This is a genomic window from Salinirussus salinus (assembly GCF_009831455.1).
Classification (GTDB): domain Archaea; phylum Halobacteriota; class Halobacteria; order Halobacteriales; family Haloarculaceae; genus Salinirussus; species Salinirussus salinus.
Genome location: NZ_WOWO01000002.1, coordinates 224524 through 244940, shown reverse-complemented (window position 1 = coordinate 244940; position 20417 = coordinate 224524). Strand labels below are relative to the sequence as shown.

At 56.4% G+C, this 20417-nt stretch carries 16 protein-coding genes and 1 pseudogene; 7 read left to right on the top strand and 10 right to left on the bottom strand.

What is annotated here, in order from left to right; translation table 11 throughout:
* Window positions 1-95: 95 nt before the first annotated feature.
* Entirely contained in the window at window positions 96-1274 is a 1179-nt protein-coding gene (locus GN153_RS04415) for a glycosyltransferase family 4 protein (RefSeq protein WP_159900223.1), read from the bottom strand.
* Between the two features lie 75 nt (window positions 1275-1349).
* Here GN153_RS04415 and GN153_RS04410 point away from each other — a divergent pair, with 75 nt between their 5' ends.
* The 4 genes from GN153_RS04410 (at window position 1350) to GN153_RS04395 (ending at window position 4682) form a co-directional block, all read left to right on the top strand.
* Entirely contained in the window at window positions 1350-1565 is a 216-nt protein-coding gene (locus GN153_RS04410; RefSeq protein ID WP_159900221.1) for a hypothetical protein, read from the top strand.
* A 36-nt stretch (window positions 1566-1601) separates the two neighbouring features.
* Window positions 1602-2681, top strand: a complete 1080-nt coding sequence (locus tag GN153_RS04405; protein WP_159900219.1) for a glycosyltransferase family 4 protein — start codon at window positions 1602-1604, stop codon at window positions 2679-2681.
* 97 nt (window positions 2682-2778) lie between these two features.
* Window positions 2779-3702, top strand: coding sequence for a hypothetical protein (locus GN153_RS04400; protein WP_159900217.1), 924 nt, complete (start codon window positions 2779-2781; stop codon window positions 3700-3702).
* A 170-nt stretch (window positions 3703-3872) separates the two neighbouring features.
* Window positions 3873-4682, top strand: coding sequence for a hypothetical protein (locus GN153_RS04395; protein WP_159900215.1), 810 nt, complete (start codon window positions 3873-3875; stop codon window positions 4680-4682).
* Between the two features lie 198 nt (window positions 4683-4880).
* Here the strand turns inward: GN153_RS04395 and GN153_RS04390 are convergent, their stop codons facing one another.
* From GN153_RS04390 to GN153_RS04380, 3 genes are all read right to left on the bottom strand, one after another.
* Window positions 4881-6179 (bottom strand): sulfatase, encoded by a 1299-nt coding sequence (locus GN153_RS04390; RefSeq protein ID WP_159900213.1) that lies wholly within the window; start codon window positions 6177-6179, stop codon window positions 4881-4883.
* A gap of 2 nt (window positions 6180-6181) precedes the next feature.
* Window positions 6182-7096, bottom strand: coding sequence for a glycosyltransferase family 2 protein (locus tag GN153_RS04385; protein ID WP_159900211.1), 915 nt, complete (start codon window positions 7094-7096; stop codon window positions 6182-6184).
* Window positions 7097-7207: 111 nt separating this feature from the next.
* Window positions 7208-8140, bottom strand: coding sequence for a glycosyltransferase family 2 protein (locus GN153_RS04380; protein WP_159900209.1), 933 nt, complete (start codon window positions 8138-8140; stop codon window positions 7208-7210).
* Window positions 8141-8290: 150 nt separating this feature from the next.
* On the opposite strand from GN153_RS04380, the gene GN153_RS04375 reads away from it, so the two are divergent.
* From GN153_RS04375 to GN153_RS04365, 3 genes are all read left to right on the top strand, one after another.
* Window positions 8291-8563 (top strand): hypothetical protein, encoded by a 273-nt coding sequence (locus tag GN153_RS04375; protein ID WP_159900207.1) that lies wholly within the window; start codon window positions 8291-8293, stop codon window positions 8561-8563.
* A 1132-nt stretch (window positions 8564-9695) separates the two neighbouring features.
* A complete protein-coding gene (locus tag GN153_RS04370; protein WP_159900205.1) occupies window positions 9696-10619 on the top strand; it encodes a hypothetical protein in 924 nt (307 codons plus the stop codon).
* A 174-nt stretch (window positions 10620-10793) separates the two neighbouring features.
* Window positions 10794-11633, top strand: a complete 840-nt coding sequence (locus GN153_RS04365) for an IS5 family transposase (RefSeq protein WP_201287808.1) — start codon at window positions 10794-10796, stop codon at window positions 11631-11633.
* Window positions 11634-11693: 60 nt separating this feature from the next.
* On the opposite strand, the pseudogene GN153_RS17445 reads toward GN153_RS04365, so the two are convergent.
* From GN153_RS17445 to GN153_RS04335, 6 genes and pseudogenes are all read right to left on the bottom strand, one after another.
* Window positions 11694-12537 (bottom strand): annotated as a pseudogene (locus GN153_RS17445) (transposase).
* 128 nt (window positions 12538-12665) lie between these two features.
* Window positions 12666-14462 carry an ABC transporter ATP-binding protein gene (locus tag GN153_RS04355; protein WP_159900199.1) on the bottom strand — a complete coding sequence of 599 codons (1797 nt, stop codon included), beginning with the start codon at window positions 14460-14462 and terminating at the stop codon, window positions 12666-12668.
* A gap of 162 nt (window positions 14463-14624) precedes the next feature.
* Complete coding sequence (locus GN153_RS04350; protein ID WP_159900197.1) at window positions 14625-16541, bottom strand: hypothetical protein; 1917 nt, start codon at window positions 16539-16541, stop codon at window positions 14625-14627.
* Window positions 16542-16887: 346 nt separating this feature from the next.
* Window positions 16888-18132: an ABC transporter permease gene (locus GN153_RS04345; protein ID WP_201287807.1), complete on the bottom strand. Its 1245-nt coding sequence runs from the start codon at window positions 18130-18132 to the stop codon at window positions 16888-16890.
* Window positions 18129-19418 carry an FtsX-like permease family protein gene (locus tag GN153_RS04340; RefSeq protein ID WP_159900195.1) on the bottom strand — a complete coding sequence of 430 codons (1290 nt, stop codon included), beginning with the start codon at window positions 19416-19418 and terminating at the stop codon, window positions 18129-18131. The genes GN153_RS04345 and GN153_RS04340 overlap by 4 nt, the downstream gene beginning before the upstream one ends.
* 2 nt (window positions 19419-19420) lie before the next feature.
* On the bottom strand, window positions 19421-20200 hold the full coding sequence (locus GN153_RS04335; RefSeq protein ID WP_159900193.1) for an ABC transporter ATP-binding protein: 780 nt from the start codon (window positions 20198-20200) through the stop codon (window positions 19421-19423).
* Window positions 20201-20417: the final 217 nt, after the last annotated feature.

The window sequence follows — 20417 nt, the reverse complement described above, 5'->3', positions numbered from 1 at the left end:
TGTGGACCGGTGTCCGGTAGTTGCCTGATCGATTGCCCTTCCTGGGTTTATGTGTACCGGAGTGTGCAACACGAGCCGTCCGCGGTCGAGACCGGTCAGGCGCGCTTATTCGAGTCCGGTGATTCTCCGCGGAGAGCGGCCTCGTAAACGGCTTCGGTCTCCTCGGCGACGACGTCCCAGGTTCGCCCCTCGGCGAGCGCGCGGGCACGCTCTCCCATCTGCGCTGCTCGCTCGGGTGACTCCGCGAGGGTGTCGATTGCACCTGCCACCGCGCTGGCGTCGCGGTCGACGATCAGCCCCTCCTGTCCGTCCGTGACGAGGTCGGGGAATCCTCCCACGCGGGAGCCGATCACTGGCGTACCCGAGGCCAGCGCCTCTAGGAAGACGAGTCCGAACCCCTCGTATCGTGAAAGGAAGAGAAACGCGTCACTACTGGCGTAGAGCGACGGGAGATCATCTTCCGGAACAAACCCCAAGAACGAGACCAGGTGGCTGATACCGAGGTCGCGTGTCTTCTGTTCCAATCTGTCTCTGTGGGTCCCGGTCCCTGCGACGAGAAGCTCGACGTCATCTCGATCGAGTGTGGCGAGCGCTTCGAGACCAAGGTCGACATGTTTTCGTGAGACGAGTCGGCCGACATGGAGGAGGGTGAATCGGTCGGGGCTCACATCCGGGTGTCCAGCGCAATCCGGACGAAATCGGTCACAATCGACGCCATGTGGAACCCGGCGCACTGCATTGTCGCTCACGGGATAGCGGCCCTGCAGTTCCTTCTGCGAGTCCCTGCTGATCGCGATGACCCGCGACGCATGCCTGATGGTCGCTGCATCCATCAGGACGTTCATCGGATGAAAGAAGAATTTCTTCAGGTAATCTGTTGGGACTTCCAACTGGTGGGAGCGAACCTCTCCCAGCGAGGTACCGTGACTAGTGAGCACCAGCGGTGCGGAAGGAGGACGGACCGACATTGCAATCGGCGAGGCAGGCATGAGCGTTCCGTGAATCAGGTCGTAGTTCTCGAAGTGGACTTCCCGACGGGTGAGCAGGCTGTAGTAGAGCGTCTCGAACGTGACCAGATACCGGCGGCGGTCTGCAATGAAAGTCACCGAAAGTCCGTCCGGAAGCGGATCCATGTCAAATGAACCACCGTCACCTAACGCAAACACGTCGACGTTGTGGCCCCGTCGCGCAAGCGCTCCCGATACTTCGTATGCGTACCGCTCAGAGCCACCCCCGCTCGGGTCGAATTGTTTCGAAATAAAACAGATGTCCATTCGCTTCGCAGGAGGGACGCATCGCTCCCAAAACAATTTTTATATTCTACTGCATTTGAGAGAGATACAGCGACGATGAACGTTCTCCACGTCACGGTCGACTGTCTCCGCCGTGACCGCTGTGGGCTCTACGGCCACCACCGGGACACGACTCCGACGCTGGACGCGCTCGAATGCATTGAGGATGAGATCGAGAACTACGCGCAGGGTGAGGTTAGCAGGCGGGACTCGCAGTCGGGAGTTAGCGCGGAAACGACAGATAACTTGAATCAGTTCGGATATACGATGTAAAATAACCAAACTGGTGTAACACATTCAAAATCAACAATGAGCGAAAACCACCAATTAACTTATTTTATCAATACATTGGACTGGGGTGGCGCACAAACCGGAATGGCGAGACTTCTCTCTGGTCTAGATAAACAGATATTTGATATCAAGATTGTCTGTTTTCGTATTGATGATAAGGAATTCCTCACTCAATTACCAGATCATGTTGATATTGTCGAACTCAATGTGAAATATAAATATCAGATAGCCAGTCTTGCGCCCCTCATCCGGATTTTCTCAAACACCGATATATTGATCTGTTCAATGTACCACTCATCATTAGTTGGTACAGTACTGGGCAAGGTGATGCGTATTCCAGTGATTTTCAGGTGGCAACACAGCACGAAAATACAGAACTGTATTAGACAACCAGTCCACCGGCTTACCGCAAGTCTCGCTACAAAGGTATTAGCCGACTGTGAGGAATCTGGCTTCATGTTAGAAGAGGAACTTGGGATCTCCGAAGATGACATTGAGGTATTGACATTGGCTGGGATTAATCCAGACTCATTTCCGGAAGTATCCGTAACTCAAAACAATGTTACAAAAGTGGGTGTGGTAGGCCGCCTTCAGCCAGAAAAGAATCTTGGAGCTGTCGTAGATATTGCTAGCCACTTTAGAGCTGAGAATTATCAGTTCAATATTGTGGGAGAAGGGCCAGAGGGCACGTTCCTAGAACAAAAAGTATCAAAGGTTGATGGAGTCCAATTACTTGGGCAACGAACACAGTCCGAGCTGTACAACTTCTTCCAACAAACGGACATATATATTCAACCGTCACTATCTGAGGGGCTTTGTATCACAGTGCTAGAAGCGATGGCTAGTGGGTTGCCAGTAGTAGCCAGCCCAGTTGGCGGTATATCTAAGTCAGTTGTAGATGGAGAAACAGGATATTTGATCAAGCCGGGTAATATTGAAGAATATGCAAAAAAAATAAAGAAGCTATCGTTTGATAGCGAACTAAGACGCAAAATGGGAAAAGCGGGAGCTAAGCGTGTGAGAAATCATTATTCACACGATCTTCTTGCTGCTAAATTCACCAAGCTTGCCATGAACCTGCTGTCGGAAGCGAATTGACTGCCACAATACAGTGCAAACGTTCCGTCTGTCTGGATGAAACACTCGCCCATTCAAATAATAAAAAATAATAGCTATGATCCAGATTATCTTAACGATGGATCTGAAAGGTTGGTTGAATGATTCGTTCTCCCACATCCGCTCTGATGGGATCGCAGGGGTTTCAGAAGCATTATATCCAGTTTATAAAAAATTTCTTCATCAGGTATTCCGGTTTTCGCCGGATGGTACTCCTATCTATAATCGCAATTGGGACGTACTAATAGTACTTGATGGCTGTCGTCTTGATCTCATGCAGGAGGTTGGTCCCGAATTCGCGTATATTGCGGGGGTGGACCAGATCAGGTCGGTAGACACAATGACTCGTGAGTGGATGAAGAAGAATTTCACAACCGAATTCAGTGACAAGATCTCGGATACAGCTTATATATGTGGAAACCCGCATTCTGATTGGCTTCTTGATGATAAGACATTTTTGGCATTAGAGGAAGTTTGGAGACATAGCTGGGATCAGGAACTAGGAACCTTGCCGCCGAGGCCTGTGACGGACCAAGCTATTTCATTCGCTCGCTCCAATTCACCGCCCAGAATGATAATCCACTATATGCAACCACACTATCCGTTCATCACTGCTCCGGAAATTGATTACGGAATTGATATAAATCGATTTGGCGAATTACCATGGGACAATGTTTGGGATCGGCTCCGCAAAGGTGAGCTAAACGAGACTGATGTATGGCATGGATATCGAGAGAATCTGCGATATGTCCTCAAAGATATCGATCTCCTGCTGAAAAACATAGATGCTGAGAATGTCGTGATCACTGCTGATCACGGGAATGCTGTGGGTGAGTGGGGAATCTACGGTCACCCAATCCATATGCCAATTGACGCTGTACAATTAGTCCCGTGGATTGAAACAACAGCGGTTGACGAAGAGAGTTACAAACCCAAGGAGCACAAAAATACAAAAGATGATCAAACTGTTGAGGACAGACTTACTCAACTTGGCTACAAATAAATAATCATGCTTATAAGAAACGAGTCCAACCGAGTCTCTGCGACCGTTGCATCCACCAAACAAGAACCGCGATGATATCACATATACGTAATTTCCGTATACATTTCAACAGGGGCGGTATTGAGGGCGCTAAGTGGTGGGTTCGGAAACAGTACCACCGCATCAAACCAATGAATATTGAAGGTACAAATGTCTTTGATCGGGAATGGGATTTGCTAATAATTATCGATGGATGCGACGTGGGATGGGTCCGGGAGATCGTCCCAGAACAACAACTCTTTAATAAAGATAACGTCGGTTCAATAATCTCCGTCGGATCCGGATCCGATGACTGGCACGAACAGACTTTCGCCCGGACGCCCAGCGAAGTACTAAGACGAACCGCTTTTATAACCGCAAATCCATTTATGGAAGCCCACAAACCGCCGTCGCTAGGTTTTGTCGAAGACGTCAGGGAATGGGGATGGGAGTCCGATCTCGGTACTGTTCCTGCTCACAAAGTTACCAATGCAGCCATCAAAGTTGGACGAACAACTGACTTTGATAGATATGTTGTACATTACATGCAACCACACGCCCCATTTATAACGAGAACAAATCAAAACAACCGAGAGGCTGTCGAGCTCTCGTACCCAGCTAAGGACTGTCGGGAACCGTGGTATCAGGTCATGCGTGGAGAGCTTGAGAGTTCCAAATTACACGAATTATACTTAGACAACCTTCGATACGTACTGGAGGAAGTTAACAAACTTTGCCAAAACTTTGATGCTAAGGAAGCAATTATTTCTGCTGATCACGGTAATGGAGTAGGATATAATGGATTATACGGCCACCCAGCGAGAGTGGAAATTAAAAGCCTCAGAGAAGTACCCTGGGCTTCTGTTCAAGCAGCCGATAGGCAGACTATAATGCCGACGATCGATCGAACATCTACGAATATCTCACGGACAGAACAACTTGAGGCTCTCGGATACCAATAGTCATGCAGTACTATCATTACATTCAGCTAGTTAGAACGAAGCTATAACTGCGTCTTAAGAAATAAAATTAAGAGGAAATTACAGCAATGTCCCGATCCGTCTCGCTTTCAAATTATAAGTTTTGAACAATTATTTGATGATACTGAACAAAGTTGATCTTAAAGGGATTTCAGCAAATATGTTATTCTGCATCTTGGTTCATTCCATATATCCAAGATCTTTAAGTTGGCGGACTGTCTGCTCGTCCATCTCTTCTCTTCCTTTTGGAGAGATATGTTCAAGATTCGAGATATGATCCTCTAACAGTCCTCTTAATCTACCCGTTTGTCCATGCTCGGCAAACTTGCCGCTCTGGTAGTCCAAGGCGACGTAATCTGTCGGTGAGCGCCACACCACGTACTCCTCCAGAAAGTGTGTTTGCCCCACGGGATCACCAGCATGGGTGAACGCTACTTCCGGCGGATTATTTGTAATTAGATTCGTAGCATCTGTTTCAGGAACGTTGATATCCAGCAAGTCAGCCAAGGTCGGGTAAAGGTCAATAAGTTGGACAGTCTGTTCAATACTCGAAGATGGTAGAGTATCAGTCGGATCTCTAATCATCAACGGAACGTGAGCCACCTCCGGAATTGGCGCATTGTGACCAATCTCACCATGTTCTCCGAATGCTTCCCCGTGGTCTCCGAAAATGACAACGATCGTATTTTGAAGAACGCCTTCATGTATGTTGGTGAGCAGATTTTCTACGTGATGGTCGACTTGGCGAACAGCCCCAAGATACAGGTCCTTCATTATCGCCATTTTTTCACTATTTGCAGGTGAGGTAGGATTATCCTCGTCGAACAATTTCTGTTGAGTTACCGCTCTGTTCCAAGCCAGTTGCCACGTCGGTCTCTCAGTGGCCGCCTTATGGAATGGAGCTGTCGGGGAGTATGGCCAATGAGCGTCATTCAGGTGAACAAAGTGGCAAAACGGTTCCTCAGTACTGTTGATTGCCTCAATTGCTCCATCTACCACATGCTGATCGTGCATGTGACCTCTAAAGCTCCCTCTATATATACCACGGGCAACCTGTCTTAGAGTTGATGACTGCTTAATTGACTCCTTTGCTGTTTCAATTAGCCAATTAGATCTCTCTCTTTTATCTATTTCGTAATCACCAAACCCCCTAAGAATACCACCCCCTGTGAACCAGTTAAGTCGGAAATTTGCGCCTGTCTGATATCCTCCATTTTTGAGCAGTTCCGCAAGCGTGGGATGATCTCCGAGCGCTCGGTCTCCTGACACAACACCATGTTCGGTTGGATACAGGCCGGTAAAAACCGAAGTGTGGGAAGGGACTGTCCACTCGGCCTGAGAGAAAGCACTCCTGAACACAGTTCCGTCTGATGAGAATTGCTCAATGAAGGGGGTATTTTCCAGATTTGGATTAAGTAGTGAAGTCGCGTCTGCTCGCAGTGAATCAATTGAGATTATAAGCACATTCGGCTCCTGCATGCTTACCTGTCGTTTGATAAGTATAGTCGCACTTGCTGTAATAGCGCTATCGGTCCTTCTTCTCGAAGAACTTGAATCGCGCTTTCAAAATTATCTGAGAACGATCCGAGGGAACCTGCCTCAATCCATCTGCCCTCTGTCGTTGTCATGTTGTTGTATCCCCACTTGTTCAATAGATGTTCCCTACCGTGTGCGGTCTTTTCTGGATCCTGGCGGTTGAGCAAATACTCCGTGTCTCCACCCGGATAGTGCAGCATTTGTACGCTTGGTGATATGGAGAACTTCCAGTCTGTATTTTTCCAGTGAGAAAGAAAAAAATCTGTATGCTCATATTCAGTGAGAAATGCCTCGTCCCATGCTTGTTCTTCTAAACATTCACGTCTGAATAGTGTCGCGTGTGGAATGAAGTCGAATTCAACAAGTGGGGCGCCTTTCACAATACGTATATTTTTTTTACTTTCTATCCCGTGCGTTTCTCTGACAAGTTCCCGGCTCCCGTTAGTTGAAATCTCTCGGAAATCAGCAGCTTGGGAGTATAGTCTGTCATTCTCGGGCTCTATGATCAATGAGCCGATGCCTCCCATTCTGGGGGAATCTTTGATTTGTTCGTAAAGTAATGAAACTGTCGGCGGCAGTTGATGATCTGGGTCAACAATAAAAATGAAATTTTCGGTAACCGCATCAACTATGGCGTTTCTCCCGGCACCCACCCCCAAATCGTATTCAAGATCCAGAACAGTCAATTCAAAATCATAATTGGAATTATATATGGCCAATTTTTCTTCAGTCATTTTCCCGTCATCAGCGATATAGACTTGTGAAATCCAAGAAGGAATTGATTCCATCAGGCGATATAAATCACCGGGCCGGCTGAAGACTTTTGTGCCGAGAGCGACCTCCTCATCTATTTCGTTCATCTACTTGCTTGGCCTTTAGGACGTGTCGTTTCTTAAGTTTGTACGTTTATCCCCAATCTAACAGTAATATGATAAGTGTCATCCCCATATCCCGAGAATTCATGATGGAAATTAATTATTGTTTTGGTCGAATGCAGCTCGTTTTAAAAAAAGCAATGGTTTGTGAGTGAATTTACCGCACAGTGCGGCTAAAGCATATACGTAGGCTTGCCGCTGCGAGGGATATTCGCGTATCGAGCGATGAAGACTTTTTCTAGCTATGGAGTACTCACCAGCTTTGAGGGCAGTTATCCCGAGTCCGCGATACAATCTTGACCGGAAACGTTCGGTCGCTTTGGGACCAAATCGTTCGGGAAGAGGGGTATGCCAATCGAGTATTTTTTGTACTGCTTGTTGTTTTTTCATCACATACTCACTAGAAACGTGATTCACAGAGCTAGCGACGACTAATGTATCAGGCACACATGAATACTCATAATTGTCCGCCATTCTCAGACCAAATTCCACATCTTCAAATACATCGAGCGATTCATTGAAGTATCCAATATCATCAAAGACGTCTTTTTTAACACATACTGCGGGTGGGCCTGGAAATCCCCCATCAGGAACCTCCGTCCTAACCATCCCTGTACTTGTTTTGGTCGATCTTCCCGTGACAGTTCCATCTTCGTCTACCCTTTTCAGCCAGGTATAACAGAAAGAGCGGTCATCGTTTTCTAACGAGGCGATTTGTTTCTCTATTTTTGACTCTTTCCAAACGTCGTCGTCGTCAAGAAATGCTATGTACTCGCCGTTTGCATCTTTGATTCCTGTATTTCTCGCTACGGCAACGCCTTGATTTGTGTCGTGTTCACAAATAATGTACGAGTCCGTATCGAGAGCATTTGAAGCTATGCGGTTAGCGTAGGTCTTGTCAGAGCCGTCGTCAACTATCACAACTTCGATGTTTTCATAGGTTTGTCTATTGACTGACTCCAAAGCCTCAGCAAATTGATTGGGTCTATTATAAGTAGGGATGATTGTCGAAACGAGAGGAGCACGCATGGTGCGAACTAACATCTCAAGGGTATATTTGTTCCGTTCTGATTGGTGCGCTTATAGCCGATTCTTGAGTCGAAAAGCGTTGTTGAAACCCTCCTTAGATGATAGGTTGCAGCAGTCTTGCTGAATAGAGAGCGCGAGTCTTGGAGTAGGATGAGTGGCACATCAGAGGATGCAGTTATCGGAGAAGCCAAGGGAGCTCTTGACGGGTTTTCATCGCAAACGCGATCTGGAAAGGTGGCCGCCGATCAGGTCACCTCTCATCAGTATATCGAAAATCCGGTATTAATTTCAGGAGATGTCAGCGAATACAATGCGGCGTTCGTTGCGGATCCGATCTGGTATCGGGGCGATAGTTTATTTGAAGTTACAGGGAATGGCAATTCCGATATTGGTCGGGCTACCTTTGAGGATTACTCGGGATGATACGAGCAGATCATCGTCGACAGTAATAACTTCAGGAATGGGTTTTCAATGCCGCAAGGCTTCGGCTAACGGGGTCACGAGTATGTCACCCCTCCAAGACGGGTGGTCACTTCAAATTACTCGAATGGAACGGCTTCGAGTCAGACCCCGGGTCTCATACTTTTGTTGAGGATTATAGCGTTAGTGCAGACATCGGCAAACACGGTTTTACCGTTCAACGAGCGCTTGTAGATGATTGCTGAGAACGGCAGCAACAACGACAACCGCTTGTTATATGAGGACCAGTATCCCGACCTTCCTGGCATCTCGTGGACGGAACGCCCATCAAGCCCGTTTTTGCCCGGGAATGACGGCCGGTCTGTCTTTGGCCCGACCGTCGTCAAGTAGGAGCGGGTATTAATTCCCAGCGGACAGACTCTGCAGTACACAGTTTTAACCGATCTGTCGACATCCAGCGCAACGGCCCAAAATCTCAAGAACGTCGCATCGCAGTATGAAGGGATCGGGTTTGACTATACGCAAGTGCAGGCTCTCGACACCTACACCGTCTGGCAAGAGATGTTAGCAGTCACGGACGCTAACAGCAACAGCAACTACACCATCGGAGTGTTCGCCGTGTCATAAGAAACGACATAGGCAGCCCGCTTAGAGGCCGACCAAACAACGACTGTGACGCCCCAATCAAGCGGCAGCGGGCAGACGGTTAACATGGGCAAAAGCGGGTTCAGCACTGATTATATTCCCCGGATATCCTATATCTGCAATATACTGCGAAGAAGCCGCGGGCAATGACTGAAACAAACGCGAGTGTAGCCATTTCGGGTATCTCGGGAACCCCGTTTTTGCTCCAACTCCGTATCGTGAATGGACAGGGATCCACAGTTGCATACGACGAATACCGTGTTGAGGGTACAAGATCCACCTTCACAGTGGCGGGTCCGCCATCGCCTGCACCAGATAAAGCGAAGGCAAATTACCAGTTGGACCTGTAACAAGACTCGGGGGCTGATATTACCGTCGACGCAGACACCTCAAAAATACACATCGCTGCGTCTGCTGTTGGACTCATGCCGTGACAGTCAAACAGCAATTTTGCTATAGATACTAAAAGCTAAGGAAAGCGTCGTTGTGTATGGGAGTGATGGGGCGTAGATACACCATTGAGGCCGCAATCCGTGCCTTGAGCGAGCCTGGCCGTATTTATGGAGAGCTACGACGAGTTGGCGCCACTGTGAATAGGTCGTTGTCGTCGCGCTCTCATACTGGATTTGACGTGATTGCCGCCGACTGGGATATACTCGTAATTCTTGACGGCTGCCGCTTCGATCTTTTCCAACAGGAATCAACGCTTGAGGGCGAGACGGACAGCGTTATTTCTGCAGGTAGTGATTCAAAGGAGTTCCTGGAGATGAACTTTCATGACAAGCAGCTCTGGGAAGCCGTCTATGTCTCAGCGAACCCTTTTACCAGCGATCTCCCCGAGGAGACATTTTTTGACGTGAAGAACGTCTATGCCACGCATTGGAACGATGATTTAGGAACAGTTCCGCCTGAGGCGGTCGCTGAGGTCGCCAGTGCTGCCGCTGAAGAATATCCGAACAAACGACTCATTGTGCACTTCATGCAGCCGCATTACCCCTTCATCGGAGAAATTGGCCGTTCATTCGGCTCTGGCGACCTCAAGAGCGGCGGTGAAGATATTTGGACGCTATTGCAAAACCTCCGCTGCCCCGTTGACAAGACGACGGTGTGGGAGGCATATGCGGAAAATTATCGCTTGACAGAGCCGGCCGTGCGCCGCTTGCAGAACGAGCTGGTGGGCAAAGTAGTGGTCACCGCGGATCATGGGAATTTGGTCGGAGAGCCTCTTTCCCCGCTCCCAGTTAGAGGATACGGCCATCCAAGAGGGATCAGGCATCCCGCTCTTGTTACTGTCCCGTGGCACGAACTGCCCACTGCTGAACGTCGGGAAGTGGTCCCTAACACGCCGAAGAATTTAGACGAGCCTGACGACTCGGTGGTTGAGGGAAGGTTAGAAGCACTCGGGTATCGGTAACTCCTGACGCTGTACCTACGCGCCCTCGCTGTACCGCTCTGCTGATTACATCCTCTAGGCCTTGTTTAGACGGAGAGACTTGATCAGTCTGAAGATTGTTCCACTAGTGTCGTCAAACTAGTAGCTCTAACAGAGTACCAAATCTACTAGGAAGTGAAGCGGGACGGATTGGGTGTGCAAACCAAGACCTCCCGCTTCGCAGAGATGGTTGCGTCGCTCTCCAAAAAAGCCGTCGCTGGCGAGCCAGCTCCGGCATACCGACCCGGAAGAGAAGGGTATGCCGACTGGGTAATTCTCGCTGTTCAGGGGCTCAAAGAGTATCTCAACCACGATTACAGGAAGCTGATGGATGTCCTGCGAGAAATGCCGGGAGTTGCAGAATCACTCGATCTAACCGTTGAGACGCTCCCTCACTTCTCCACGATCTGTGCGCGGAAGCAAACGATTCCGATGAAGCAGTGGCGAGCAATCCTCGACGCGTCGGTTGAACTGTACGAACTCGGAGATGTCCAAGCAATCGACGCAACCGGCGTGGATCGTGTCCAAGCGAGCCAGCACTACGCAAAACGGACGGACTACACGTTCGAGGCGGTGAAGACCACGCTGCTCGTCGATTGTGAAACGAGTGCGATCCTAGATATACACTGTTCGATGAAACAACCGCATGATACACAGGTCGGTTTGCAGGTATTGGTGCGGAATCTCGACGAGTTGACGGCTGTGGCGGCCGATAAAGGATACGACTGGGAAGCAATTCGCAAGAGGTTGCGTGCTGAACGTATCACACCGCTGATTCCGCAACGCGGCCCAGGTTTCCGAGGCTGGGCGAGAAACTTACTCATCCACGACCGGGCGTATAACCAGCGTTCGAATGCTGAATCCGTGTTTTTCGGCTTACGCCAGCGATACGGTGAGACGCTGTGGGCGAGAACGTGGTTCGGTCAATTCCGCGAACTTGTCATGAAATCAGCGGTGCGAAACATCGAACGCGCAATCGAGGTGGCTGACCGCTGAACGCTGGCGTCTAAACAAGGCCCATCCTCTATATTCAGTAGTTAGTTCCTCTCGGAATCCTCAAGATTCGTCCCCATGTGAAATGGCGAGACCTCGGTCCAGATTATGAACGATGCATTTGATGACGAGCTCGCAGAGCTGCTTCCACCAGAGACGTGACTGAACGAATATACCGGATTTCTGTTTGACCGCCGTATTGACTGTCTCGTGCATTTCCGTTGGAACAGAGTTCGCTAACCAGCCGAGTATCCCGCGCCTTGTAGAGAGATGTGAACTCACGGTGCTTAATGAGTGGCCGGATGTCGTGACGCCGGACGAAATGCGGGGGCTTCTGGTCATCTTATGCCTTATCACCAATCAACACCCCGATGGAGGCTGCGTTCCGTTTCACTACCTGTGATGCGCTATGTGTATCGCGTTATCGTGTCGTCGTTACGTGGATCTCGAGAACGGCGTCGGTAGCTGTATCGACCAATAGCGTCGGCTTCAATTGCTGGATGGTGAGATTCATTCGCTTAGTGTAGTGAGTTGAGGTATGCGCTCGCTCAACCCCGGAGGCATCAATACCGGTGCCACCGTTGAGCGGCAAGTCCGCGAGGTAAACATTCAGCAGCACCCGCCAAATGACCATCTTCAAACGGTCGAAAGCTTCGTACAGTGTCGAGGGTGCAGGAACAGAAGCGAGGTCAAGGGCGTCTCGAATGCGCGACGTCTCGATGAGTTCGTCAACAAGTTCGCGGTAAATTATAATATTTTTGATATTCAGGCAGAGCAGAACGGCGTGTTGCCAGGGTGTAAGTCGCTTCCGTGAGTATCGGGTTGAGAACCGTGGAACAGCATGTCGAGCCAGCACCATAGCACGCTCAACGTACCGGAGAAGACGCGATCTCGGGAGGGCGTTCATCTCACCTCCCGATAATCACTGGTCATATTTCCCAGCAAGGGTTTCAACAAAGTCAGATATAATCGTGGAGAGTGAATATATGAATTTCTATATACTACAGACATGAATAGCTGAATTCTGACTTTTGATTATGATTGAGATGTATATAATCCCGCATATTGGCCGCCTTTACTTAACAATTCATCATGTGAACCCTGTTCAACGATCTTTCCGTCACTCATTGTAATGATCTGATCTGCCCCCGTCACTGTCGACAGGCGATGAGCAATACCAATCATTCCGTAATTGCGCTCCATCGACTCGATAGCTTGGTGTACTTCTTCTTCAAGATGGGTATCCAGATCACTTGTTGCCTCGTCTAGAATCAATAGGTCGGCGTCCTTCAGCAGGGCACGAGCGATTGCTACCCGTTGGCGCTGTCCGCCTGATAGCCGGACCCCGTTATCACCCAGAATCGTATCGTACCCATTTGGCAGTTCGTCCAGAAACTCAGTCACACGTGCAATTTTGGCGACGCGTTCGACGTCGGTTTGTGTCGCGTCTCGGTTCCCGATGGTGATGTTCGTTCGGAGGGTGTCGTTAAACACGAACGGGTCCTGCCGGACGACTGAGACCCGGTCACGCCACTCAGAGATGTCGAAATCCTTTATCGGTGTTCCATTGGCCAAGATTTCACCCTCGTCTGGGTCGTACAACCGGGCTAGCAGTGAGACGATCGTTGATTTTCCTGCCCCTGACTGACCTACAAAGCCGATGAATTCCCCGCGATCGACGGAGAATGAAACTCCGTCAAGAACCTGCTCGTTACTGGTTTCGTAACTGAACGACACATTATTGAATTCCACCGTGTCGACGGACTCGATAGGTCGGTCAACAGACGAAGACTCGGCCCGGGCTTCCAGCCGTTCTGTAAACCGCTGCGTTCGAACGAGATGAGGTAAGTCTGCTTCTAGCCCGTAGAACACGTCGTTCATGTTGCTCACTTTTGGACCCAGCCGGAACATCGCAAACAGGAACAAGCCAAGGCTACCAAGCGACAGGGAGAACACCCGGAGTCCGAGATAGATCAAGCCGAAGATTGTCGCCGCGATCGCGAAATCATTCACGTTCCGTATTACAGACTGGTTTCGCCGCTGGTCGATCGTCCCCCGGACAAATTGGTCCACCGAATCTTTGAACTCCTTGTACAGCTCTTCCTCCATGTTGAACAGCTTCACGTCGCGGATGCCCTGCATCCCGGCCTGGATAGCCTCCTGCACGCGCTCGTTCGCGTCCGCGACGCGGCTGCCCACGCTGGTCCCGCTCTCCAACACGCGACGCACCCCGAACACGAACCCACCCATCACGATCCCCGTCACGAGTGTCAGCGTGGGCGCGATGTACATCGCGATCAGTACGTACACACCTCCGACGAGCACGAGTTCAAGCACCCGGACGGTCCGTTGGATCGCCCGCCCGGCGTACTGGGTCTGGGTGATGATCGCGTTCAGGATCTCGTCGGAACCCTGCTGGTCGAAGTAGGAGACCCGCGCGTCCAGCCCCTTCCGGAACGCCTCGTCCCGGAGGTGGCGCACGTAGACGGCCTCAAGGATCCCCCGCAGCCACTGTACGGCAAAGGCCGCGGCGTACCGCACCGCGAGCACGGCTCCGACGCCGGCAATGATGTACTCCAGCGTGAACGGGACGCCGATGGCGTCGTAGAAGCTCGCAAACAGCGCGGCCAGCCCCGACGGCTCGGCCTGCCCCTGGGCCACCTGGATGATCGGGAGGATGAACCCCAGGCCCACGCCCTCCAGCGCCGCGGTCGTCACCCCGAAGACGATGATCCCCACGGACAGCAGCGGTCTGTGGGTGGCCACCTCGACGATCGCCCGGAGCTTCTGCCGGGCAGAGATGTCCTCCGTGTCGACGGTCTCGTCGTCCATATCTCAGAAGTCGTTGGTAGCGGTCCCGACGGTCGGCGCAGCCGACCACGCACGAGTGTTCGTTTTACCGGTACGGTGACAGCATTCCACGATTAGGACAGTCGGGCTGAACTTCTTAGTTCTTAGGAAAGCGTCCCGGGCGAGCATCCGGCCCGGGAGAACTCAGAGCCCCCCGGCGGCGAAGAACGACGTCCCCGTCGGAACGTCGAAGTCACCCGAGAGGAGGAAGTGTGACTCACCGTCCAGCACCTCCTCGACCCGCTGCAACTGGAACCGCAACCGGAGCACCCCATCCTCCACCCGCACCTGCTGTGGCGCGACCCCGGGCTCCGTGGGCGCGGCGAAGGCCCCGAACGCGTTCAGCTTGACCGACTCCGGCACGACATCCTCCAGGTCCACGCCCTCCGGGTCGTCCGCGAAGGAGAGGTCGACCCGTAGCTGTCCCTGGCCCCGCGTCGTGACGTCGTCGACGGCCAGCTCCAGCAGCGCCGGGAAGTCGAACGTCTCCTCGCGCAGGCTTCCGGACTCGTCACCGGGGTGCCACTCGACGACGATGTCGTCGAAGCATCGCTCGATGGTCGTCGGCTTGCGCGTGTTGCCGGCCCCGAAGCCCACCCCGAGCAGGGTGGCATCCGGGAACTCGTCGCCGAGCACGACCTCCTCGTCGGGGCCGTCCCTGAGCGAGCGCGCCGTCGCGGCGGCGGCCTGCCCGGTCCGCAAGTCTGCGAGCGAGACGTCCTCGACCTTCCAGTCCCGGTTCTCGATGGCCTCGAAGACGTCCACGCTCTGCCACTCCTCGACTGGCCCCTCCTCTCCGACGTGGGTGACGGCCAGCTTGGCGTCACCCTCCGGCGTCAGCAGCGTCACGAACAGCTCGTCCGGGACGCTGCCCGTGTTCTCCGACCCCTCGTAATAGTCGAAGGTCAGCCCGCGGAGCTTTCCCAGGTGGATCCGCTCGTCCAGCCGCGAGGCCACGTTCACCATCGCGTGGGCGTAATCCTGCGTCGTCCCGTCGGAGGTCACGCACACGACCCCAGTCCGCGGCGTCGGCCCGAACTGCTCGTCGTAGGCGTTCTGGACCGCAACGAGCTGCTCGCGATCCAGTTCGTCGGGCAGGTCGGCCTCCTCACCAGGGAACCCAAAGAGGTCCTCCGCGATCTCCTCCCGGGTCCGGACCGCAGTCGCGTCCCCGGAGAACGGCTGACGGTTGTAGATGGCCTGGACCTGGCCGGTCGTCTCGATGCTGAGGTCCACGAACGGATGGCCGTGCTTCGCCTGCGAGATAGTGTCGAGACTGGTGGCCGGACCGGAGGGAAGCGGCCCGAACTGTCTGTCGTAGTCGTTCTGGACCTCGATGGTCCGTGCCCGGTTCAGCGCATTGAAGTGCCCCCCGTAGCGGTCCCGGGCGATCTCCTCGCGCGTGTGGACATCCCCGGGCCCCGTCCCGTCGGGGAACGGCTGGCGATTGAAGATGGCCTGGACTTGCAGGGTTGTCTCCGGGCTGAGTTCGTCGAAATCGGAGTTGTACTTCGCCTGCGCGATCTCATCGCGACTGAACTCGACACCTGCCGGGTCCCCAGGGAGGGAGAAGTCGGTGTCGTAGTGCCCGTTCAGGTCCAGCTCGCAGAGCACGGCCCGGCCGCCCCGCGGGGCACAGAAGGTTACGCTGCTGACCGGCGGCCCTCCGGAGCCGACGTCGACGCTCCCCTCGAACCCGCCCTCGAAGTACGTCCGGTCGGGGCCCGCGCGGGCGCTCACCACGGCGACGAGGTCCGTCGCCTCCCACTCGAAGGCGGTCGCCGGGCCGGGACCGCCGACACCCGAGAAACTCACGACATCGTCCCCCTCGACGAACTGGACCCCTCCACCGTTGACCTCGTAGCGCGCGAGCGGTGTCGTCCCGGCCGGACAGGCGGGTGCCGACCCGGGGGGCCCGGACCCCCCTCCGGACCCCGAGCCCGACCCCGGCGGGCCGCCCCTCCCGGGGTGGCCGAGCACCGTCGAGGCCCCGCCGAGGCCACCCAGCAGTACCGCTGCCGCAGCTGTTCCCTTCAGATACGTACGCCGGTCGAAACTCATGATTGTGGCTCCGTGGTGTGTTCGGCTCACTCCCAGTATCGACAGCAAACGGTAAAACCCTAAGTGCGTTGAACATTCCAGTCGCGCCGAAGAAAGGGTCGGCTTGGCCCGAGGTTGGCGGTGCTGGCTCCGACGATACCCCCGGGATAGTTGCCCGATACGTCCGGGACGGTTGTCCACTCGCGTTCCCGGGGATTCGCCGAGTCTCCCGCAAGCCAGTCGGCTCTCCGCCCACAGGAAGGTCGCTCGGACGGGGACGGCCGGCAGTCGCGTCGTTCCCTGCTGTCACCGTGCGCGCACGCTGGCGCCCGAGCGAGCGCACTCGCAGGCCGAACGAGCGGCGGCCCTACCCCCGGAGCTCCGGGAGCGTCGCGGTCCGGCCCGCGTACCAGCCGGCGACGAGCCCACTCAGCGTCCCGACGCCCACGGCGACGGCCGCGCCCAGGAGGTACACCTCCGGGGGCGTCCGGAGCAGCGACTCGAACCCGACGACCGCGGCGACAGCGCGGTCGAGCCCGGCCGCGGCGACGGGCGTCGCGAGCATCCCCAGGGTCGCGCCCCCGAGGCCGACCAGGAGGCCCTGGGTGCCGACCGTCAGCGAGAGCGTCCGCGGGGAGAGCCCGATCGCCTGGAGCGCGGCCAGCTCGCGCCGTTGCTGGGTGACCGTCAGCAACAGCAGATTGAGCGCGAGCGCCAGCCCCAACGCGACGCTCAGCGCGACCAGCGCGGCCGCGCTCCCCACGACGGGCGCCTGCCGGCCCAGAACCGCGGTGAGTTGCTCGCGGTTCGTCCGCACCTCCAGGTCACGATAGGCCGCCTGCAGGTCAGCCCTGACTGCCTCTGGGTCCGCACCCTCCCGCAGCCGGACGGTCAGCAGCGACGCCCGGTCCGCACCGGTCGTCCCCGTCAGCGCCTGGAGTTCGCTCAGGTGCAACACGGCCGTCTCGGTCCCGAGAAAGTTCGAGAACGTCGACGAGACCCCGACAACGGTGAACCCCCGCTCGCGTGCGCCCGCCCGGCTCGCGCCCACGTGGACCGTGTCACCGACCGAGACGCCCAGGCGCTCGGCGGTCCCCGGGTCCAGCAGCACGTTCCGGGTCATCGGCCCGTCGTAGCTCCCGTTGGCGTAGTGGACGTCCCCCCGTTCCAGCCCCTCCCCGCTGTCGACCGAGACGGCGGTCCCCGCGGGGGCTTTCAGCACGCCCACAGCAGTAATCAGCCGCAGGTCCGAGGCGTTCGCGCCGACATAGATGGCCTGGAAAGCCATCGGCGTGGCCACGGCGACGTCCTCGTGGCTACGGATCCCCGCGGCCACCTCGTGGGCGCCGAGGAGGCTGTTCTCCAGCGGCGCGGTCTCCCGGGCGCGGATCTCGAGTGGCCCACCGGTCACCCACAGATCCCGCCCGGAGCTGTCGAACTTCTCCTCGCCGGTCGCCGCCACGCCCAGGCCGACACTCGCAAAGAGCGTCACCGCGAGCACCGCGAGCCCGACGCCCACCACCGCGAGCGCGGTCCGCCGGGGATTCCGCTGGAGTCGAACCCCGGCCAGCCCGACCGCGCCCCACGCACGCCTGAGCCGCTCCCCGGTCACCGCCCGAGCACCTCGCTGGTGGCTGTCCGGCGCGCGACGGCCAGCGGGTAAGGCACTGCGAGCAGCCCCGCGAGGACGGCGACCCCAACGCCGTAGACCGCCAGGAGCGGCGAGAACTGGACGGCCACCGGGAGGCCAAGCAGCGCGGGTACAGCGACGTTCAGGGCGACCACGAGGCCCGCACCCAGCACCACGCCCACGAGGCCGCCGAGCGCCGCGAGGCCGACCGTCGTCGCGGCGACGACGGCCAGCCGGGAGCGGCGGGCGACGCCGACCGCAGCCAGCACCGCCAGGAACTGCCGGTCGGTCTCGACCTCCAGGCCCATCGTGGTCGCGACGAACAGGCCGACGACGCCGAGCGCGACGAGCAGCGCGGCGGCCGCGACGGCCAGTGGGAGGTCCGAGTCGAAGACCTGCTCCGCATTCAGTCCGCCCCGCTCGAGGACTTGCGCCCCGGAAGCGGTCGCCTCCAGTTGCGGTTTCACACCCGATCCGGACGTCCAGACGAGGACCTGCGTGGCCTGGTCGCCCTCCGCAGCTCCGGTCAACGCCTGGAGGTCACGCAGGTGAAAGAGCGCGACCGGGGCGTTGCCGGCCGGCCCCCGCGCCCGGCTGTCGGCGACGGCCGTCACCCCGTACCCCGAGTACTCGACCGTCCCGGACGCCGGGCTACCCACCACCAAGTCGTCGCCAGCCGAGGCGTTCAGAAGCGTCGCCGCCGCCGGCGAGAGGACGACCTCGCCCGTGGTCTCGCCGCCGTCACCCGCACCGGACCCATCTCCGCTCCCGTTCACGAACCCGGAGTCGCCGGGTGTCAGTGGCGCCGTCGACAGCCCGCCGACCCGGACGGGCTCCTCGGGCGGGACGACCCCGACCCCAAGGACGTACTCGGGGGCCTCGCTCGCCGGTGCGCGCAATCGGACGACCCCGACGAGCACGGGCGTGACCCGACGAACGCCATCGACGGCTGCCAGTTCCGCGGCCCGGCCGTGAGCGTCGCCGAGCGCCGGGTCCCCGACCGCGACGACGGAGCTGAGCGTGCCACCCGACTCGGGGACGACCCGGAAGTCGGCGTTCCCGGCCCCGACCGCGGCCCCCGAGGCCAGCCCGAGACTGAGCCCGGTGACGACGACGAGCAGCGCGACCGCGACGGCGACGACCAGCACCGTGAACGTGACGCGGTTGAACAGGCCGTCTGCCGTCCGGCCGCGGAGGCGGCGCCCGGCCAGCCCGACCAGCCCTCGCCACCGGGCCCACCGCGACCCACCGTCGTCGGGAGCAGCCATCGCTATCGGCGGGCCTCGATGCCCGCGGACGCGAGTTCGCCGTCTCCGAGGCGGTACACCCGGTCGGCCGCCGCGAGCGCCGCGCGGTCGTGGGAGGCGATGACGACTGCCCGCCCCCCCGCGGCCTCGGTCAGGACGTCGAGAACAGTCCGACCCGTCTCGGCGTCGAGTTCCCCCGTCGGCTCGTCGGCCAGCACCACGTCCGGCTCGGTCACGAGCGCCCGCGCGATGGCGACCCGTTGCTGTTCACCCCCGCTGAGTTGGGCGGGCCGGTGGCCGACCCGGTCGTCCAGACCCACCCGTTCAAGGAGCGTCTCTGCCCTTTCACGCCGCCGGGATCGCCCGACCCCGCGCTGGAGTAGCGGGAGCGCTACGTTCCCCCGCGCGGACAGCGAGGGCAGCAGGTGGAACCGCTGGAACACCAGCCCGACGTGCCGGAGCCGGAAGGCCGTCCGCTCGCGGGCCGACAGCGACGCCAGGTCCGTCCCTGCAACCTCGACGGTGCCGTCGGTTGGGACTGTCAACCCGGCCAGCAGGTGCAACAGCGTCGACTTCCCGCTCCCGCTGGGGCCGGCGACACCCACCACCTCGTCCCTCTCAACAGCCAGCGAGACGTTCTTCAGTGCTGTGGTCGCCGTCACCTCGCCGGAGCGCCAGGGCAGCAGCCGCGACTCCCGGCTACGGTACTCGTGGGACACCCCGGAACAGCGGACCGCGTGCTCCGTGGCCGACTCGGCACCCGCCTCCCCCCGCTCCGTGTCGGCGTCCGTGCTGGACGACATCTCGCGATACTGTCATCAATATGACTTTTCGTGGAATAAGCGTTGTTTCCGGGTCCGTTCCGAATAGATACCGGTCGAGTACTCGTCCCTGTCCGAGGAGCGTGTTCTTTCGACCGAGCTGGACTACGACACCGTCGGCCTCGACCGCATCCCGTTAGAACCCGACTGACTTAGACGTCCATCGGACCGAACAGTTCCGACCGATGCAGAACGGGCC

What these genes read in the sequence shown, in the direction of transcription:
- GN153_RS04415 (WP_159900223.1), bottom strand. Translation starts at nt 1,274, where the DNA reads ATGGACATCTGTTTTATTTCGAAACAATTCGACCCGAGCGGGGGTGGC.
- GN153_RS04410 (WP_159900221.1), top strand. Translation starts at nt 1,350, where the DNA reads ATGAACGTTCTCCACGTCACGGTCGACTGTCTCCGCCGTGACCGCTGT.
- GN153_RS04405 (WP_159900219.1), top strand. Translation starts at nt 1,602, where the DNA reads ATGAGCGAAAACCACCAATTAACTTATTTTATCAATACATTGGACTGG.
- GN153_RS04400 (WP_159900217.1), top strand. Translation starts at nt 2,779, where the DNA reads ATGGATCTGAAAGGTTGGTTGAATGATTCGTTCTCCCACATCCGCTCT.
- GN153_RS04395 (WP_159900215.1), top strand. Translation starts at nt 3,873, where the DNA reads ATGAATATTGAAGGTACAAATGTCTTTGATCGGGAATGGGATTTGCTA.
- GN153_RS04390 (WP_159900213.1), bottom strand. Translation starts at nt 6,179, where the DNA reads ATGCAGGAGCCGAATGTGCTTATAATCTCAATTGATTCACTGCGAGCA.
- GN153_RS04385 (WP_159900211.1), bottom strand. Translation starts at nt 7,096, where the DNA reads ATGAACGAAATAGATGAGGAGGTCGCTCTCGGCACAAAAGTCTTCAGC.
- GN153_RS04380 (WP_159900209.1), bottom strand. Translation starts at nt 8,140, where the DNA reads ATGCGTGCTCCTCTCGTTTCGACAATCATCCCTACTTATAATAGACCC.
- GN153_RS04375 (WP_159900207.1), top strand. Translation starts at nt 8,291, where the DNA reads ATGAGTGGCACATCAGAGGATGCAGTTATCGGAGAAGCCAAGGGAGCT.
- GN153_RS04370 (WP_159900205.1), top strand. Translation starts at nt 9,696, where the DNA reads ATGGGAGTGATGGGGCGTAGATACACCATTGAGGCCGCAATCCGTGCC.
- GN153_RS04355 (WP_159900199.1), bottom strand. Translation starts at nt 14,462, where the DNA reads ATGGACGACGAGACCGTCGACACGGAGGACATCTCTGCCCGGCAGAAG.
- GN153_RS04350 (WP_159900197.1), bottom strand. Translation starts at nt 16,541, where the DNA reads ATGAGTTTCGACCGGCGTACGTATCTGAAGGGAACAGCTGCGGCAGCG.
- GN153_RS04340 (WP_159900195.1), bottom strand. Translation starts at nt 19,418, where the DNA reads ATGGCTGCTCCCGACGACGGTGGGTCGCGGTGGGCCCGGTGGCGAGGG.
- GN153_RS04335 (WP_159900193.1), bottom strand. Translation starts at nt 20,200, where the DNA reads ATGTCGTCCAGCACGGACGCCGACACGGAGCGGGGGGAGGCGGGTGCC.